The 17,592-nt window shown below is 76.5% G+C and carries 4 protein-coding genes; 3 read left to right on the forward strand and 1 reads right to left on the reverse strand.

Annotated features, from left to right (window positions below):
• A complete protein-coding gene (locus tag AD017_RS23770; RefSeq protein WP_060575613.1) occupies positions 1 to 1,341 on the reverse strand; it encodes a diguanylate cyclase in 1,341 nt (446 codons plus the stop codon).
• Between the two features lie 697 nt (positions 1,342 to 2,038).
• Here AD017_RS23770 and AD017_RS23775 point away from each other — a divergent pair.
• The 3 genes from AD017_RS23775 (at position 2,039) to AD017_RS23785 (ending at position 17,569) form a co-directional block, all read left to right on the forward strand.
• Positions 2,039 to 3,445 (forward strand): lysine N(6)-hydroxylase/L-ornithine N(5)-oxygenase family protein, encoded by a 1,407-nt coding sequence (locus AD017_RS23775; RefSeq protein WP_082398898.1) that lies wholly within the window; start codon positions 2,039 to 2,041, stop codon positions 3,443 to 3,445.
• A gap of 37 nt (positions 3,446 to 3,482) precedes the next feature.
• Positions 3,483 to 3,692 carry an MbtH family protein gene (locus AD017_RS23780; RefSeq protein ID WP_010224654.1) on the forward strand — a complete coding sequence of 70 codons (210 nt, stop codon included), beginning with the start codon at positions 3,483 to 3,485 and terminating at the stop codon, positions 3,690 to 3,692.
• Positions 3,693 to 3,808: 116 nt separating this feature from the next.
• A complete protein-coding gene (locus AD017_RS23785) occupies positions 3,809 to 17,569 on the forward strand; it encodes a non-ribosomal peptide synthetase (protein WP_060575614.1) in 13,761 nt (4,586 codons plus the stop codon).
• Positions 17,570 to 17,592 lie beyond the last annotated feature (23 nt).

Here is a 17,592-nt window from a genome sequence, read left to right on the forward strand (position 1 = left end):
TCAGGTCCCGAAACTCAGTCCGAACGGCGGGGCCGCGGGCTCGCCCTGCGGCGCGGGTTCGGAGTGCCGGACCCGGACCTGGTTCCGGCCGGCGCGCTTCGCCTCGTACAGTGCCGCGTCGGCGGCCGCGAGCAGGGTGTCGAGATCGTCGCCGTGGTCGGGGGACGCCGCGACACCGACCGACACCGACAGACCGCTGATGCGGCCGGCCGTCGAGGTCGGCACGTCGAGCGCGGCGACGCTGCGCCGGATCCGCTCGGCGACCTCGCGGGCCCGGCCGAACACCACGTCGTCCGGGCGCAGGCCGCCCAGCGCGACGACGAACTCCTCGCCGCCGAACCGGCCGGCCAGGTCGTGGTCGCGGATCTCGGCGGTGAGGACCCCGGCGACGGCCTGCAGCACGTCGTCGCCCGCGAGGTGCCCGTACCGGTCGTTGACGCCCTTGAAGTGGTCGAGATCGAGGATCAGCACGGCTGCGGCGCGGTCCGTGCGACGACATCGCTCCAGCAGCCGCCGGCCGCGCCAGCGCCAGGCGGCCGGGTTGAGCAGGCCGGTCTTCGCGTCGGTGTCCACCTGCGTCTCGAGCTGGCGGACGAGCGTCGTCTGCTCCAGCACGGCCAGCGGGAGGACGGCGAGCAGGACCAGCCACGGCGAGGTGTGGGCGATGATGACCGCCACCAGACCGCCCAGCGAGAGCGTGGCCAGCTCCAGCAGGATCTCCCCGCCGAGCAGCAGCGGCAGGAAGCGCGAGCCCGGCCGGGTCACCCGCAGCACCGACACGACCAGCAGGGTGTTCACGCACGCGTAGACCGGCAGGGCGACGAGGACGACGACCGCCTCCCGCACGCCGGTGGCGGGTCCGGCGGGGACGAGCAGGCTCACCACCGCCACGGCGTGGACGGCGAGGACCACGGTGGTGGTGCTGAACAGGTGCCGGTGCACCGGTGTCCCCGCGGGGTGTGAGACACGCAGGAAGAGATGGGTGTAGACGGCGAGGACCACGGCCGTCGCGACCGGCGCCGGCAGCAGCAGGGCGGCCGAGAACGTCCAGACCGAGGTCATGTTGACGAACCGCGTCTCGGCGATCCGCCGGCGCAGGCGCTCGGCGTTGCGCGACAGCTCGGTGTGCGCGCCGGCGACGACGGTGAGCAGCGCGGCGAGCAGCAGGTCGGCTCCGTCCGGCACAGGCGCGGCGAGCACCCCTGCGACGACAGCACCGACCGCCACCGCCTCGGCGGCGAGCACGAACACCACGGCCCCGGCCGGCAGCTCGCGCAGCGTCCACCGCCCGGACGGCCACCAGCGGCGCCGCGCGCGCGGTACCGCCTGGTGCGAGGTCACGTCGGGGATCCGTCCGTCAGTTGCCGGGACAAGTAAGCCTCACATTACCCACGGGTACGGCCCGGTTCCCGGCATGGACGGCACCGTCACCGGGTCCGCGGTGAACGGCACACCACGCACGGTGAACGCCTCAGGGGAACCTCAAATCGGTGACGCTGCGTCGTCGAATCGTTACACTGGTGGATCGTGTCACTCGACAGAGATCACCCATGAGGGTGTGACGGTGGCTCGGAGACCGCCGCCGGTGAGCGGCGGCGACTCGAATGAGGGGGTTTCGTCGTGCGCAACTGGGAGTGGTGAGCACCGCGCGTCGCGCGCGGCGCCACGGCATGCGTCCAGGGTCCGTTCCCGCCGTCGGCGGGGCGGGCCCTTCCGTGTTCGCGGCTCCATCGTCCAGGGTGCGTGGGTCATGTCATGTCCGCGCGCCCGCCCCTCTCCGGCGGTGTCGGAAGGCATGACCCTCTCGTCAATGACGACGATCCGCGAATGCGATTCAGGACACGCCCGTACGGCCCTGAGTGGACGGTCCGTCATTACGGCCATTCGGGTGACATGCGGGTCACGTCATGATTCTGACCTGCGATGACGATCGTGTTACGCGGCCCCCGGAGGATCACCCCCTAGGCGGGACGTACGACTCCGTGTTGCAGTTAGCCTCGCCTTATCTGAGGCGTGCCGATGCAACGAAAGGACAGTGATGGCCACTCCTTCGAACGCGGATCCCCACTCCGATCAGGAGATTCTCGATGTCGTGGGGGTCGGGTTCGGACCGTCGAACCTCGGCGTGGCCATCGCGCTCCTCGAGCACAATGCTTCGGTACCCGCCTCACGCAGGATGACCGCGCGGTTCGTCGAGCGCCAGGAGCGCTTCGGCTGGCACCGCGGGATGCTGCTGGAGGACGCCACGATGCAGGTGTCCTACCTCAAGGACCTCGTGACGCTCCGCAACCCGACCAGCAGCTTCTCCTTCCTCTCGTACCTGCACGACCGGGACCGGCTGGCCGACTTCATCAACTACGGGTCCAGCTTCCCGACCCGGCGCGAGTTCCACGACTACCTGGAGTGGGCCGCCGCGCGGGTGGGGGAGATCGGCGCCGGTGCCGGCGGGAACGTCGGGGTCGGTTACGGCCGCGAGGTCGTCGAGGTCGTCCCGGTGCGCGGCGAGGGCTCCACCGTGGACGCCGTCGACGTCGTCGTCCGGACGGCGGGCGGGACGGTCGAGCGCCTCCGCGCGCGCAACGTCATCCTCGCCTGTGGTCTCACCCCGGCCATGCCGGACGGCGTCCGCACCGGCGGCCGCATCTGGCACAACCGTGACCTGCTGTTCCGCACCGGCGAGCTCGACGGCACCGAGCCCACCCGGTTCGCGGTCGTCGGCGCGGGCCAGAGCGCCGCGGAGACCGTCGCGCACCTGCACCGGACCTTCCCCCGCGCCGAGGTGCACGCGGTGTTCGCGCGCTACGGCTACAGCCCTGCCGACGACACGTCGTTCGCCAACCGGATCTTCGACCCGGCCGCGGTGGACGACTTCTACTCCGCCCCCGACGAGGTCAAGGAGCGGATCCTCGGCTACCACGCGAACACGAACTACTCCGTGGTCGACCCGGAGCTGATCGAGGAGCTCTACCGCACCCACTACCACGAGCGGGTCGCCGGGACCGAGCGTCTGCGGTTCCGCAACGTGTCCCGGGTGGCCGACGTGGTCGAGGTCGCGGACCGGGTGGAGCTGGCGGTCGAGTCCCTCATCGACGGCTCCCGCGAGGTCATCGCGGCCGACGCCGTCGTCTACGCGACCGGATACCAGGCCACCGACCCGCTGTGGCTGCTCGGCGGCGGGCTCCCCGGGGCCTGCGGCCGGGATGGCTCCGGCCGGCTCGACGTCCGCCGCGACTACAAGGTCGGCACCACCGAGCTGGCCGACGGCACCGCCGTCCGTGCCGGGATCTACCTGCAGGGGCCGACCGAGCACACGCACGGCATCACCTCGACGCTGCTGTCCAACATCGCCGTCCGCTCCGGCGAGGTCGTCGCCTCGCTGGCCGGGCTCGGCGCCCCCGGCGGGACCGAGGTCCCGGCCGGCGCAGGCGCCCCCGCCGCGGTCTGAGCCGCACCTCCACGACCACCGCCGACCTGGGAGAACCGTGTCCACCAACCCCTTCGACGACCCCGACGGCACCTTCTACGCCCTGGTGAACGACGAGGGCCAGTACTCGCTCTGGCCGGCGTTCGCCGAGGTCCCGGCCGGCTGGACGGTCAGCCACGGGCCGGCCGCCAAGCCGGACTGCCTGGAGCACGTCGAGCAGCACTGGACCGACCTGCGCCCGCGCAGCCTGCGCGAGCGCACCGGCTGACGGCACCGGACGGGCGTGGCCGGACCGGGGGAGACCCTGCGCACCGGCCGCGCCCGTTCGCCGTGCCCGCCCCCGACACCGCCGCCCGAGACACCGCGCCGAGCAGGAGCCCGACCGTGACCCGCACGCTGCCGTCCCCGTCCGAGAGCCCGTCGGACGATCTCGCCACCTGGCCGGAGCTGTTCGCGGAACGGGTGGCCGCGGACCCGGACGCCGTCGCCGTCGTCTGCCGCGACTCCTCCCTCACCTACGCCGAGCTGGACGAGCGGACCGCGCGCCTGGCGTCGGTGCTGGTCGCGCGGGGGGCCGGCCCGGAGACCCTGGTCGCGCTGGCGGTGCCGCGCGGGATCGAGCTGGTCGTCGCGCAGGTGGCGATCCTCCGGTCCGGTGCCGCCTACCTGCCGGTGGACCCGGACCAGCCGTCCGCGCGCACCGGGCTGGTGCTCGACGACGCCCGGCCCGCCCTGCTGCTCAGCACCCGCGAGGTCGCCGCCGACCTGCCCGGCGACCTGCCCGCGGTGCTGCTCGACGACGACGCCCACCGGGCCGAGATCGCCGCCGCCCCTCCCGTGGCGCCGCCGGTGACCGACGTCCGGTCCGCCGCCTACGTGATCCACACGTCCGGCTCGACCGGCCGGCCCAAGGGCGTGGTGCTGACCCACGCCGGCGTCGCGCAGCTCGTCGCCACCCAGACCGAGCGGCTCGGCGTCGGCGCGTCCGACCGGGTCCTCGGGTTCGCCTCGACCGGGTTCGACGTCGCGTTCTGGGAGCTGTGCATGGCGCTGCTCTCCGGCGGGCGGCTGGTGCTGGTGCCCTCGGAGCTGCGGCTCCCCGGGGCGGAGCTGGCGGACTACGCCCGTGACCACGGCGTCACGGTGATGGCGCTGCCGCCGGCACTGCTGGCCGCGCTGCCGCCGGACGTCGACCTGCCGCGCGCCACCCTGCTCGCCGGCACCGAGCGGGTCTCGCCCGAGCTGGTGGCGCGCTGGGGCCGGGGACGCCGGATGGTCAACGCCTACGGCCCGACCGAGGCGACCGTGAACTCCACCCTCGGCGAGTGCGACCCGGCCCGGACCGGGACCACCGTGCCGATCGGCGTGCCGGACCCGATGACCACCGTGCACGTGCTCGGCCCTGACCTGCGCCCGGTCGGCGACGGCGAGCCCGGCGAGCTCTACCTCGGCGGCCCCGGCCTGGCCCGCGGCTACCTGAACCGGCCGGGGCAGACCGCCGACCGGTTCGTCGCCGACCCGTTCGGTGGGCCGGGGGAACGGCTCTACCGCACCGGTGACCTGGTCCGCCGGGACGCGCTCGGCGAGCTGGAGTTCCTCGGCCGCGCCGACGACCAGCTGAAGGTCCGCGGCTACCGGATCGAGCCGGGCGAGATCGAGTCGGTGCTGCGGGCGCACCCGCACGTCGCCGACGCCGTCGTCGGGGTGCACGAGCCCGCCCCCGGTGACCGGCGGCTCGCCGCGTGGGCGGTGCCCGCGCTGGACGCCGGCGACGGCACCGACCAGGTCACCGCCTGGAAGGACGTCCACGAGCTGCTCTACGCGGCCACCTCGGCCCCGGACGGCGACCCGACCGGCTACGAGGGCGGGTTCGCCGGCTGGAACTCCACCTACGACGGCACCGCCATCCCGCGCGACGACATGCGGGCCTGGCGGGACGCCACCGTCGACCGGATCCGCGCGCTCGGCCCCGGCCGGGTGCTGGAGCTGGGCGTCGGCAACGGGCTGCTGCTCGCCGAGCTCGCCGGCGGCGCGGGCTGCCCCCGCTACGTCGGCACCGACCTGTCCGCCGAGGCGGTCGCCGCGCTCGACCGCTGGGTGCAGGGTCGGCCGGAGCTGCGCGACGTCGTCGAGCTGCACGCCGCGGCGGCGCACGAGCTGGACGACCTCACCGGGCCGTTCGACACCATCGTGATCAACTCGGTGGCCCAGTACTTCCCGGGGCCGGAGTACCTGACCGACGTGCTGCACCGCGCCGCCGCGCTGCTCGCCCCCGGCGGGGCGCTGTTCGTCGGCGACGTCCGGCACGCCGGGCTGCTGCGGACGTTCCGGGCCGGGGTGCTGGGCGCCCGGAACCCGGACGCCGACCCGGCCGGCCTGCGCCGCGACCTCGACGCGGCGGTGGCGTGGGAGGGCGAGCTGCTCTGCCACCCGGACTTCTTCACCGGACTCGACGGGTTCGCCGGGACCGAGGTCCGGATCAAGCGCGCCGACGCGCACGACGAGCTGTCCCGCTACCGCTACGACGTCGTCCTGCGCGTGCCCGGTGGCCCCGCGCCGGCGGGCGAGGGGCCCCGTCCCGTGGAGCTCGGCTGGGCGGAGGCCGGTGGGAGCCCGTCCGCGCTGGCCGACGCCGTCCGGTCCGCACTCGGTGCGGGGCCGGACGCACTGCGCGTCACCGGCGTCCCGGACCTGCGCTCGGCGGCGGACCGGGCGAACCGGGCCCGGATCGACGGCGAGCCCGGCGTGGCGGACGGCGCCGACCCGGAGGAGCTGCTGCGGCTCGGCGAGTCCCTCGGCTACACCGCCGAGGGCACCTGGGGCCCGGAGCCGACGGTGGAGCTGGTCTTCACCCGGCCCGGGGTGGCCGCCGGGCCGCTGTACCGGCCGGTGGGGACCGACGTGCCGGTGCACCGCCCGGCCCCGTTCCGCGACGTCGACGTGCTGGTCGGCGTGCTGCGCGAGCACCTGCGCGAGCGGCTGCCGGAGTGGATGGTCCCGGCCGCCGTCGTGCCGGTGCCGGCGATCCCGGTGCTGGCCAACGGCAAGACCGACCGGGCCGCGCTGCCCGCCCCGGACCTGTCCGCGCAGGTGCGTGGCACGCGGCCGGGGACCCCGCGCGAGGAGCTGCTCTGCACGCTGGCGTCCGAGGTGCTCGGGGTGCCCGGGATCGGCGTCGACGACGACTTCTTCGCCCTCGGCGGCGACTCGGTGCTGTCGATCCGGCTGGTCGTCCGGGCCCGCGAGGCCGGGCTGGCGATCACCCCGCGGCAGGTGTTCACGCACCGCACGCCGGGCGAGCTGGCACCGGTCTGCTCCGCGTACCTCGGTGCGGCGGAGGCCGCCCCGGCCGTCGAGCTGGACGACGCCGCGCGCGCGACGCTCGGCGCCCTGGACGGGATCACCGCCGTCGGGCCGGTGTCCCCGCTGCAGGAGGGCTTCTTCTTCCACGCGGCGCTGGACCCGGCCGACACGTCCTACGTCGTGCAGGAGGTCCTCGACCTCGGCGGGCCCGGGCTCGACCCGGCCGCCCTCCGGGACGCCGTGCAGGACCTCCTCGACCGGCACCCGCAGCTGCGCGCCGGGTTCGCCCAGCGCGCCGACGGGCGCGTCGTGCAGGCCGTCGCCGGCCGGGCCACGCTGCCCTGGACCGAGCACGACCTCGTCGACGAGCGCGGCGACGGTGCCGCCGCCACCGCGGTGCTGGACGCCGAGCGGGCCCGCCCGTTCGACCTCGCGCGCCCCCCGCTGCTGCGCGCCGCCCTGCTGCACACCGGCCCCGGCCGGGCCCGGCTCGCACTGACCTTCCAGCACGCCGTGCTCGACGGCTGGTCGGTCGCGCTGCTGGTCGGTGAGCTGCGGGAGGCCTACGCGGTCCGCCGCGCGGGCGTCGCCCCGGAGCCGGACCCGGCCCCGGACGCCCGGCTGCGCGCGTGGTTCGACCACCTCGCGGGCCTCGACACACCCGGGGCGAGGACCGCCGCCCGCGAGGTGTGGGACGCCGAGCTGGCGGGCGCCGAGCCGGTCCGCCTGCTCGACGCCGTGCCCGCCCCGGCCGGCCCCGCGGCACCGTCCGGCGGCCCGCACCACACGCGGACCGCCACGCTGGACCGCACCGCGACCGCCGCACTGGACCGGGCCGCGCGGGCACTCGACGTCACGCCGTCGACGCTGCTGCACACCGCGTGGGCGCTGGTCGTCGGCGACCTCACCGGCTCGCCGGACGTGCTCATCGGGAGCACCGTCTCCGGCCGCGACGCCGCCGTCGACGGGATCGGCGAGGCCGTCGGCCTGTTCGTGAACACCGTCCCGGTGCGGCTGCGGCGCAGCCCCGGCGAGCCGCTGTCGGCGGCGCTGCGCCGGATGCAGACCGGCCGGACGGCGGTGCTCGACCACCCGCAGGTGCGGCTGGCCGACCTGCAACGCGGTCGCGGGGAGCTGTTCGACTCGATCGTCGTCGTGGAGAACTTCCCCGCCCCGGACGCCGGTCCCGGCGACCTGGAGGTCGGCGACGTCGAGGTGCGGGACGCCGTGCATTACCCGGTCGCGCTCGTCGTCGGGGTGGGGCGGGAGACCACGATCGTGCTCAAGCACGATCCGCGGCGGGTCGACCCCGCCACCGCGGACCTGCTGGTCGGGCTGCTGCGTGACCGCATCGACGCGCTGGTCGGCACGCCGGGGCGGGCGCTCGGCTCGCTCCCGCTGCGCACCGGCGACGAACCGGCGGCGGGGGAGACCCGCCCGCCCGACACCCGCACGCTGGCCGAGCGGGTCGCCGACGGCCTGGCCCGGGACTCGGGGGCGACCGCCGTCGTCGCCCCGGACGGGCGGCTGACCGCCGCCGAGCTGGACCGCCGCTCGGCGGCGCTGGCCGGGGCGCTGCGCGAGCGCGGCGCCGGTGGCCCGGGCGCCGTCGTCGGCGTCGCGGTGCCGCGGTCGGCCGAGCTGCTCGTCGCGCTGCTGGGCATCGTCCGGGCGGGGGCGGCGTACCTGCCGCTGGACCCGGAGCACCCGGCGGAGCGGCTCGCGCACGTCGCCGGGGACGCCGGCGTCGGCACCGTCCTCGTCGGGGCCGGGGACGACCCGCTGCCGGAGCTGCCCGGCGTCACCCGGCTCGCGGTCGCGGACCTCGCCGACGGCCCGGTGCCTGCCGATCTGCCGTTCCCGCACCCGGACGACGCCGCCTACCTGATCTACACCTCCGGCTCGACCGGACGGCCGAAGGGCGTGGTCGTCAGCCACCGCGCGATCGGCAACCGGCTCGACTGGATGCAGGACGCCTACCCGCTGGGCCCCGACGACCGGGTGCTGCAGAAGACCCCCGCCGGGTTCGACGTGTCGGTGTGGGAGTTCTTCTGGGGCCCCGCACAGGGCGCGACGACCGTGCTCGCCCGGCCCGGCGGGCACCGCGACCCGGAGTACCTCGCCGATCTCGTCCGCGACGAGCGGGTCACCACGATGCACTTCGTGCCCTCGATGCTGGAGGGCTTCCTGGCCGCCGAGCGGGTCACCGCCGACCCGGGGTGGGCGGCACCGCTGCGCCGCGTGTTCTGCTCCGGCGAGGCGCTGCCCGCCGCCGCGGCCCGGCGCTGGCACGAGCTGACCGGCGTCGCGCTGCACAACCTGTACGGCCCGACCGAGGCCGCCGTCGACGTCACCGCGTACGCCGTCCCCGCCGACCCGGGCGCGACCGTCCCGATCGGACGGCCGGTGGCCAACACCCGCACCCACGTGCTCGACCCCGCGTTGCGCCCGGTCCCGGACGGCGTCCCCGGCGAGCTCTACCTGGCGGGAGTGCAGCTGGCCCGCGGCTACCACGCCCGCCCCGGGCTGACCGCCGACCGGTTCGTCGCCGACCCGTTCGGCGCCCCGGGCGAGCGGCTCTACCGCACCGGCGACGTCGTGCGCCGCACCGGCGGCGAGCTGGAGTACCTGGGCCGCGAGGACGGCCAGGTCAAGATCCGCGGGCAGCGGATCGAGCTGGGCGAGATCGAGGCCGAGCTGGACGCCCTGCACGGCGTCGAGCGCGCCACCGTCGTCGTCCGCCGGGACGGCCCGGCGCCGGCACTCGTCGGGTACGCCGTCGGCCCGGCCGACGGGACCGCGCTGCGGGACGAGCTGGCCCGCCGGCTGCCGGAGGCGATGGTGCCGGTCGCCGTCGTCGTCCTCGACGACCTGCCGCTCACCCCGAACGGCAAGCTCGACCGCGCGGCGCTGCCCGCCCCCGGCGCGTCGGCGGCCGGTCCCGCCCGCGAGCCCGCCACGGACGCCGAGCGCACCCTGTGCGCCGCGTTCGCCGAGGTCCTCGGCCGGGAGACGGTCGGCCCGGACGACGATTTCCTCGCACTCGGCGGGGACTCGATCACCTCCATCGCCGTGTCGTCCCGGGCCCGCCGGGCCGGGCTGGACGTCGGCCCGGCCGACGTCCTCACCGGCCGCACCCCTGCCGCCGTCGCGGCCGGGGCGGGGGAGACCGCGGACGCGCTCCCGCCGCTGCCGGCGCCGGAGCCCGGCGTCGCCGAGCGGGTCCGCGCGGTCGCGGGTGGCGAGGTCGCCGAGGTGTGGCCGCTGTCCCCGCTGCAGGAAGGCCTGTACTTCCACGCCACGCTCGACGGCGCCGAGCACGACGTCTACACCGTCCAGGAGACCGTCGAGCTCGACCACGAGCTGGACCTCGACCGGTTCCGGGCGGCCGTCGCGACGATGCTGGAGCGGCACGCCGCGCTGCGCGCCGGGTTCACCGACGACGGCCTCGACGAGCCCGTCCAGTTCGTCGCGGAGTCCCTGGCACCGCCGGTCGAGCTGGTGGAGGTCGGCTCGGCCGCGGAGCTCGACCGGCGCACCGCGGCCGACCGGGCCGCCCCGATCGACCTCGCCGTGCCGCCGCTGTTCCGGATCACCGTCCTGCGCCACGACGGCCGGGACCGGGTGCTGGTCCACCGCCACCTGCTGATCTGGGACGGCTGGTCGGCCTGGCTGTTCCTGGAGAACCTGTTCGCCGCCTACGACGGCGAGATCCGCCCGGAACCGGGCGGCAGCTACCGCGACCTGCTGGCCTGGCTCGCCACCCGCGACCCGGAGCCGGGCCGGGAGGCCTGGCGGACCGCGCTCGCCGGGCTGGACGAGCCCACCCTGGCCGGGCCGCCGCCGGGCACCGCGCCCGGGCCGGTCACCGAGACCCACCTCGACCTCGACGCCGCCACGTCGGACCGGCTGCGCGCGCTGGCCCGGGAGCGCGGCGTCACCCCGAACACCGTGCTGTCCACCGTCTGGGCGCTCGCGCTGGCCGCCGGGACCGGGCGGACCGACGTCGTGTTCGGCACCTCGGTGGCGGGCCGTCCCGCGGCGGTGCCGGACGTGGAGAACGTGATCGGGCTGTTCCTCAACACCGTTCCCGCCCGGGTGGTGCTGCAGCCCGGGGAGACCGCGGGCGCGCTGCTGTCCCGGGTGCAGGACGAGCGGCTCGCGCTGCTGCCGCACGAGACCGTCGGGCTGGGGGAGATCCAGCGCCTGGCCGGGCACCGGACCCTGTTCGACACGCTCTACGTCTACCGGCCGGAGGGCGGCGAGCAGCGCATCGCCGAGCTCGGCGACCGGCACGGGATCACCGGCCTGCACAACGCCGACGCCACCCACTACCCGCTCACGCTCATCGTCACCCCCGGCGAGCGGTTCCGGATCACGCTGTCGCACACCGTCGGCGACGAGGCGGCCGCGGCGTGGACGGGCCGCGTCGAGCGGCTGCTGTCCGGGCTGCTGGACGCCCCGGACGAGCCGGTCGCGACGCTCGACCCGCTGTCCGGCGACGAGCGCGCGGCCGTCACCCGGACCCGGGACGGTGGCACCGTCGACCTCGGCGACGACACGATCGCCGACCTGCTCGCCGGGCGGGCCGCGGTCGCCGCGGACGACCTCGCGCTGGTCTCGGGAACCGACCGGCTCACCTACGCCGAGCTGGACGCCGCGGTGAACCGCACCGCGCGGCTGCTGCTGGCGCGCGGCGCCGGACCGGAGACCGTCGTCGCGCTGGGGCTGCCGCGCTCGCACGAGACCGTGATCGCGCTGTTCGCGATCCTGCGGACCGGGGCGGCGTACCTGCCGCTGGAGCTGGACCACCCGGCCGCCCGGCTGGTCGAGACGATGCGCGACGCCCGCCCGGTCGCGCTGCTCAGCACCACCGCCGTCGCGCCGACCCTGTCCGGCGCCGGGGTGCCCGCTGTCCTGCTCGACGACCCCGCCACCGCCGCCGAGCGGGCGGCGCTGGACGGCGGCCCGCTGTCCGGCGGCGAGCTGGGCGCGTTCGCCCCCGGCACCCCGGGCCGGCTCGACGTGCCCGCCTACGTCATCTACACCTCCGGCTCCACCGGGAAGCCGAAGGGCGTCGTCACCCCGTACCGGGGCCTGACGAACATGCAGCTCAACCACCGCGCGGAGATCTTCGACCCGGTCGTCGCCGACGTCCGGTCCCGGCGCGGCCCGGACGCCCGGCTGCGGGTGGCGCACACCGTGTCGTTCGCCTTCGACATGAGCTGGGAGGAGCTGCTCTGGCTGGTCGAGGGGCACGAGGTGCACGTCGCGGACGAGGAGCTGCGCCGCGACGCCGAACGCCTGGTCGCCTACTGCGACGCGAACGAGGTCGACGTCGTCAACGTGACCCCGACCTACGCCGCGGCGCTGCTCGACACCGGGCTGCTCGCGCAGCGGCCGATGCCGCTGGTGCTGCTCGGCGGCGAGGCGGTGTCCGACGCCGTCTGGACCGCACTGCGCGACGCCGACGGGGTGCTCGGCTACAACCTCTACGGCCCCACCGAGTACACGATCAACACCCTCGGGGCGGGGACCGCCGACTCGGACACCCCCGCGGTCGGACGGCCGATCACCAACACCACCGCGCACGTCCTGGACGCCTGGCTGCGGCCGGTCCCGGACGGGGTGCCCGGCGAGCTCTACATCGCCGGTGACGGTCTGGCCCGCGGCTACCTGGGCCGCTACGGCCTGACCGCGGACCGGTTCGTCGCGGACCCGTGGTCGCCGGGCGGCCGGATGTACCGCACCGGTGACCTGGTGCGGCGCCGGCCCGGGCCGGACGGGGACGGGATCCTCGACTTCCTCGGCCGCACCGACGACCAGGTCAAGATCCGCGGGCACCGGGTCGAGCCCGGTGAGGTCGCCGCGCTGCTCGACGCCGACCCGGCCGTCGCGCGGGCCGCGGTCGTCGCCGACCGTTCGGGCCCGGGTGGGATCGCCCGGCTCGTCGGCTACGTCGTGGCCGGCGGAGACGGCAGAGACGGCGGAGACGGCGGAGGAACCGACACCGCCGCCGAGCTGCCGCGCCGGCTGCGCGACGACCTGCGGGACCGGCTGCCGGACCACCTCGTGCCGGCCGCGGTCGTCGTCGTGGAGGACCTTCCGCTGACGGTCAACGGCAAGCTCGACACCGGCGCGCTCCCGGCCCCCGACCTGGCCCCGGCCGGGCAGGGCCGCCCGCCCGCGACGCCGGCCGAGGAGACGCTGTGCGCTCTGTTCGCGCAGGTCCTCGAACTGGACCGGGTCGGGCCGACCGACGACTTCTTCGACCTCGGCGGGCACTCGCTGCTCGCCACCCGGCTGCTGTCCCGGGCACGGACCGCGCTCGGCGCCGACCTCGTGCTGCGCGACCTGTTCGCCGCACCCACCCCGGAGCTGCTCGCGGACCGGTCGGGTGCCGCGGGCACGCAGCAGGCCCGGCCGGAGCTGGTCGCCCGGGACCACGGCGACACGCTGCCGCTGTCCGCGGCGCAGTCCCGGCTGTGGCTGGTCGCCCAGCACGGCGGCGGGGCGGCCTACAACTTCCCGCTGACCCTGCGCCTGCGGGGCGAGCTCGACACCGGGGCGCTGTCCGCCGCGCTGGACGACGTCGTCGCCCGGCACGAGGCGCTGCGCACCGTCGTCGAGGAGGCGGGACCGCGGCAGCGGATCCTCCCCGCGCCGCACGTGCCCGTCACCGTGACCGACGTGGACGAGGACGAGATCGCCGGCCTGGTCGCGGCGGAGATCGACCGGCCCTTCGACCTCGCCCGGGACATCCCGATCCGGGCCACGGTCCTGCGGACCGGGCCGCGCGAGCAGGTGCTGGCACTGATGCTCCACCACATCGCCACCGACGAGTGGTCGGACCGCCCCCTGCTCGACGACATCGCCACCGCCTACACCGCCCGCGCCGGGGGCGCGGCACCGTCGTGGGAGCCGCTGCCGGTGCAGTACGGCGACCACACGCTCTGGCAGGCCGAGCTGCTCGGCGACCCGGACGACCCGGCGTCGCTCGCGCACGACCGGCTCGCCTGGTGGGACGACACCCTGGCCGGTGCGCCCGAGGAGATCGAGCTGCCCGCCGACCGGCCCCGCCCGGCCCGGCCGACGTTCGCCGGCGGGCTCGTCGAGCAGCCGCTCCCGGCCGCGGTCCGGGACGGCGTGCACGCTCTGGCCCGCACCCACGGCGCCAGCCCGTTCCTGGTGCTGCACGCCGCCGTCGCGGCGCTGCTGACCCGGCTCGGGGCCGGCACCGACCTGCCGCTCGGTGCGCCCGTCACGGGCCGCACCGACGAGCGGCTGGAGGACCTCGTCGGGTTCTTCGTCGACACCGTCGTGCTCCGCACCGACACCGCGGGCGACCCGACCCCGGCCGAGCTCGTCGCCCGGGTGCGGGACGCCGACCTGGCCGCGTTCGCCCACGCGGAGGTGCCGTTCGACGCCGTCGTCGAGCGGGTCAACCCGCCCCGGGAGCCGGGCCGCAACCCGCTGTTCCAGGTGATGGTGGCGCACCACGCCCGGCCCGGCGGCGAGATCATCGACCTCCCCGGGATCACCGCGTCCGAGGAGCCCGTCGAGGCGACGACCGCGAAGTTCGACCTCGTCTTCTCCTTCGTCGAGACGGCCGGCTCCCTCGACCTGCACCTGGAGTACTCGGCCGAGCGGTTCGACCGCGCGACCGCGGAGGCACTGACCGCCCGGTTCGCGGCGGTGGCCGCCGCCTTCACCACCGCGCCGGACGCCCCGGTCGGCGGGATCGACCTGCTCACCGCCGACGAGCACCGCGCGCTGACCGACCGCTCCGGTGACCGGACCGGCGGCGGGATCTTCCCGGGTGCGCTGTCCACGGTGGTCGCGGGCTGGGCCGACGCGACCCCGGACGCCGTCGCGGTGACCGACGCGTCCGGCGACCTGTCCTACGCCGGGCTGGAGGACCGTGCCGCCGGGGCCGCCGCGCACCTGGCCGCGGCCGGGATCGGGCGGGGCGACGTCGTCGCCGTCGCGGTCGGGCGGGACGCCGGGCTGGTCGCGACCGTGCTGGGACTGTGGCGGCTCGGTGCCGTGTGGCTGCCGCTGGACCCGGCGCACCCGGACGAGCGGCTCACCTTCCAGCTCACCGACTCCGGCGCGGGCGCGCTGGTCGTGACCGGCGAGCTGGACGACCGGATCCCGCACGTCGAGGGGATCGACCGGCTGCGGCCGGGCACCGCGCCCGACGCGCCCCCGCCGCTCGACCTCGGCCCGGACGACCCCGCGTACCTGATCTACACCTCCGGCTCCACCGGCCGTCCGAAGGCGGTGCTCGTGCCGCACGACGGCGTCGGGGTGCTGGCGGAGCTGGCCGCGGAGCGGTTCGGCGCCGACACCGGCTCGCGGGTGCTGCAGTTCGCCTCCGCCGGGTTCGACGTCGTCGTGTTCGAGCTGGCGATGGCGCTCGGCGCCGGCGGCCGGCTGGTCGTCGCCCCCGACGACGTCCGCACCGCCGGGCCGGAGCTGCCGGAGTTCCTGACCCGGCACGGCGTCACGCACGCCGCGATCCCGCCCGCGCTGCTCGGCGCGTTCGGCCCCGCTACGGAGCTGCCCGCGGGCATGCACGTGCTGGTCGGCACCGAGGCGGTCCCGCCGGACCTGGTCGCCCGCTGGGCCGGCCGGGTCTCGCTGGTGGTCTGCTACGGCCTCACCGAGGCGACCGTGAACTCCACCCTCTGGACGGCGCACGCCGGCACCGACGGCCCCGTCCCGATCGGCGTCCCGGACCCGGGCACCGTCGTCCGGCTGCTCGACGAGCGCCTCCGGCCCGTCCCGGACGGCGTCGCGGGCGAGCTGTACGTCGGCGGTCGCGGCCTCGCGCTCGGCTACCGCGGCCGGGCCGGGCTCACCGCGGACCGGTTCGTCGCCGACCCGTGGGGCCCGCCGGGGGCGCGGCTCTACCGGACCGGCGACCGGGCCCGGTGGCACCACGGCGACCTGCACTTCCTCGGCCGCACCGACGAGCAGGTCAAGGTCCGTGGGCACCGGGTGGAGCCCGGCGAGATCGCCGCCGTGCTCACCGACCACGACGACGTGCGGCAGGCCGTCGTGCTGCCGCGCGGCGACGGCCTGGCCGCCTACGTGGTGCCCGAACCGGGCGCCACCGCGGGGCAGGCGGAGCTGCGCGCGCACGCCGCGGACCGGCTGCCGGACGCGCTGGTGCCGGGCGCCGTCGTCGTGCTGGACGGGCCGCTGCCGCTCACGCCGAACGGCAAGCTCGACCGGCGCGCCCTGGACCGGCTCCCGCTGCCGGGGGCCGCGGGATCCGGGGGCGGTGGCACGCCGGAGCAGCGCCGCCTCGCGGACCTGGTCGGCGAGGTGCTCGGCCTCGACCCCGACACGGTCGGGCCGGAGGACGACTTCTTCGCACTCGGCGGGCACTCGATGGCCGCGATGCGGCTGATCGGCCGGGTGCGGGCCCGTACCGGCGCGGACCTGTCCGTGCGCGACGTGTTCGACGCCCCGACCGTCGCCGCGCTGGCCGGGCTGCTGGCGCGGCGGCCGTCGGACCGGCCGGAGCTCGTCGCGGGCCCGCCCGCGTCGCCGGACGGGGAGCCGCTGGCGCCCGCGCAGGAGTGGCGCTGGGCCCGGCACCGGATCGACCCGCGGCCGGACCACGCGCTGGTGCTGCGCCCGGACACCCCCTACGACGTCGCGGCGCTCGCGGCGGCGGTGGACGACGTCGTCGCCCGGCACGAGCCGTTGCGCTCGGTGGTCGTGCCGCACGACGACGGCGCGCGACGCCTGGTGCACGACGCGGGGACCGGACTGGTGGAGAGCGGCCGGCCGGCGTCGGAGCTGGCCCGCGAGCCGTTCGACCTGACCGGCGAGCCGCCGTTCCGCGCGGTGCTCACCACCGGGCCGGACGGCGGGCACGAGCTGGTCCTCGTGCTGCACTACCTCGGCGTCGACGAGTGGTCGGTGGTGCCGCTGCTGCGTGACCTCGCCACCGCCTACGACGCCCGCCGGTCCGGCCGGGCACCGGAGTTCACCCCACTGCCGGTCACCGCGACCGACCACGCCCGCTGGGCCCGCGCCCTCGCGGAGGGCGACCGGTACGCCCGGTCGATCGCGCACTGGCGGGCCGCGCTGGCCGGGGTGCCTGCGCCGGTCGACGCGGACACCCCCGACGGCTGCGCGCGGCGCACCGCCGACGCGTCCGTGCCCGCCGGCGACCCGGCCGACCCGGCCGAACCGGCCGGCCCGGCCGCGGCCGGGACCGTCGTCACCGAGCTCGACCCGGAGCTGCGGGCCGACGTCGAGGGGCTGGCCCGCCGGGAGCGGGCCGGGCTGTTCACCGTCGTGCAGTCGGCGCTGGCCGTGGTCCTGGCCCGGCGCGGCGTGCCGGCACCCGTACCGACAGCGTCGTTCGTGGCCGGGCGTACCGAGGCCGCGCTGACCGATCTCGTCGGCGGCGTCGCGGACGTGGCCGTGCTGCCGGTGCACCCCGGGTACCGTGGCCTGGACGCCGGCCTGCTGCGCGCCACCCGTGCCGACGACCTCGCGGGCTACGACCACACCGCGGTCGGGTTCGCCGCCGTCGTCCGGGAGGTGTGGGGCGCCGATCCCGCGCTGGCGCGGCCGTCGGTGCTGCTCGTGCCGCACGAGGACACCGGGCTGTCCGTCGAGCAGCGGGTCCTCGGCACACTGGACGCGCTCGACGTCGGCGGCGCGACCGCCGACCTGACCGTGAGCATCGCGGAACCGCAGGGGGAGGGCCCGATCGTGCTGGAACTGACCCACCGGCTCACCGCCTGGGAGACCGGCGCCGTCCGGGAGCTGGCCGGTGAGCTCGTCGACGAGCTGCGTGCGGCGGTACGCCGGTGACCCGGGTGGTGCGGGCCGGCAGG

The organism is Pseudonocardia sp. EC080619-01 (assembly GCF_001420995.1).
Taxonomy (GTDB): domain Bacteria; phylum Actinomycetota; class Actinomycetes; order Mycobacteriales; family Pseudonocardiaceae; genus Pseudonocardia.